Source organism: Christensenella sp., assembly GCF_034927525.1.
GTDB lineage: Bacteria > Bacillota > Clostridia > Christensenellales > Christensenellaceae > Christensenella.
The window spans coordinates 1-1,899 of record NZ_JAYFPU010000352.1 but is presented as its reverse complement, the minus strand read 5'-3'; the positions used below and the strand labels follow the sequence as shown (position 1 = coordinate 1,899).

Annotated in this window: 3 protein-coding genes; all 3 read left to right on the top strand. The window is 54.3% G+C overall.

The genetic code is table 11. The annotated features are described in order from the left end of the window. The coding region (gene hgd, locus VB081_RS14045; protein WP_323401402.1) for a 2-(hydroxymethyl)glutarate dehydrogenase at nucleotides 1-779 on the top strand (779 nt) is incomplete at its 5' end. After that, a complete protein-coding gene (gene ndhF, locus VB081_RS14040) occupies nucleotides 780-1,619 on the top strand; it encodes a nicotinate dehydrogenase FAD-subunit NdhF (RefSeq protein ID WP_323401401.1) in 840 nt (279 codons plus the stop codon). A 43-nt stretch (nucleotides 1,620-1,662) separates the two neighbouring features. After that, nucleotides 1,663-1,899: (2Fe-2S)-binding protein (locus VB081_RS14035; protein WP_323401400.1), on the top strand; the 237-nt coding region annotated here is incomplete at its 3' end.

Genomic DNA, 1,899 nt, shown 5'->3' with positions numbered 1-1,899 from the left:
TGGTGGCCCAGGGAGCCGAGGCCTGTGAAAACAATCAGAAGGTTGCCGCTGCTTCGGATATTATTTTTACCTCCCTGCCCAATGCCGGGGTTGTAGAAGCCGTCATGAATGGGCCTGCGGGTGTCCTTTCAGCTTGTAAAGCCGGGACGGTCATTGTGGATATGAGCAGCGTATCCCCATCTTCCACCTTGAAAATGGCCAAGGTCGCTGCAGAAAAGGGTGTCGATTATGTGGATGCCCCGGTAAGCGGCGGAACCAAGGGGGCCGAAGCCGGAACCCTGACTATTATGGTGGGGGCCTCTGAAGCGGTCTTTGAGAAAATACAGCCCGTTCTTTCTGTTATTGGTAAAGATATTTACCATGTGGGGGATACGGGTGCAGGGGATGCAGTGAAAATTGTCAACAACCTGCTTCTCGGCTGTAATATGGCCAGCCTGGCCGAAGCGCTGGTCCTCGGGGTGAAATGTGGATTAAAACCAGAAACCATGCAGGAAATCATCGGGAAAAGCTCAGGCCGAAGCTATGCTATGGAGGCGAAGATGGAAAAATTCATCATGAGCGGTGATTTTGCAGGGGGATTTGCCATGGATCTTCAGCATAAGGATTTAGGCCTGGCCCTGGAGGCTGGCAAGGAGGGAAATGTTCCCCTTCCCATGACCGCCATGGCGACCCAAATTTTCGAAGGCGGACGGGCTATGGGTCTGGGCCGGGAGGATATGTCAGCGGTCATTAAGGTATGGGAGCAGATGACCGGCGTTTCAGTTTCAGGAGGGCAATAGATGAAAGACTTTGAATTTTTCGCCCCTAAAACCTTAGAGGAAGCAAAAGGCCTTTTGCATCAGTATAAGGATGTTCCCCCGGCAATCATTGCAGGAGGGACAGATTTGGTCATTGAAATCAATGATCGCTGGGAAAAGCCGGATGTGGTGATCGATATTAAGAAGCTTAAAGAGCTGGAATACATCCGGGTAGAGGAAAACACCATTCATATCGGTGCGCTGTCGACCTTTACCCAAATTGAAAACCATCCCTTTATCCGCTCCCATGTCCGGGCGCTGTATAAAGCCGCCAGCCAGGTGGGTTCCCCCCAAATCCGGAATCTGGGAACCATCGGCGGGAATTTATCCACCTCCTCCGTGGCTGGGGACGGGGTCTCTGCCATGACGACACTGGATGCCACGGTGGTGCTGGAAAGCGTCCGGGGCACCCGGAAGATGAAGCTGACGGATTTCTTCGATGGAGAGGGCTTCAAACGGCGCAATGCCCTGGAAGCTGACGAGATCATGACCGAGGTCATCATCGACCGCCCGGATGCCCACAGTGCCAGTGCCTTCTACAAGCTGGCCAAGCGGAAATCCCTGGCCATCTCCGTCATCGGAGGCGGCATGGCGGTTAAGGTGGACGACGCTGGGGTGTGTACCTGGGCATCCATGCGGGGTGGCTGTATTGGCCGTTATCCCCTCCATTTTAAACAGGCCGAGGAAATGCTGGTGGGGGCACCCCTGACCATGGAAGCCATGGAAGCCACCCTTCCCGTTCTCCACGACACCGTGTACGAGATGGCCCGGGCCCGTCCCTCCGTGCTGTATAAAAAGGAATGTGTCCCGGGCGTCTTGTAACATCTTTTGGGGGACAGCCTGGATCAATTAGACGGGGGATGCAATGAATAAAATCCCCCTGAATCTGACTCTCACTGGGGATGCACGGAGCATCGTGACTGAACCCAATAAACGGCTTTTAGATCTTCTACGGGAGGATTTTGGACTGACCAGCGTGAAGGAGGGCTGCTCCGAAGGGGAGTGTGGGGCCTGCACCGTCATTTTCAATGGTGATGCGGTAACCACCTGCTGTATGCTGGCCGGACAGGCTGACGAATCCACCATCATTACCCTGGAAGGG

Excerpts from the sequence above, each read along its gene's own strand:
- ndhF (WP_323401401.1), top strand. The coding sequence starts at position 780 with ATGAAAGACTTTGAATTTTTCGCCCCTAAAACCTTAGAGGAAGCAAAA.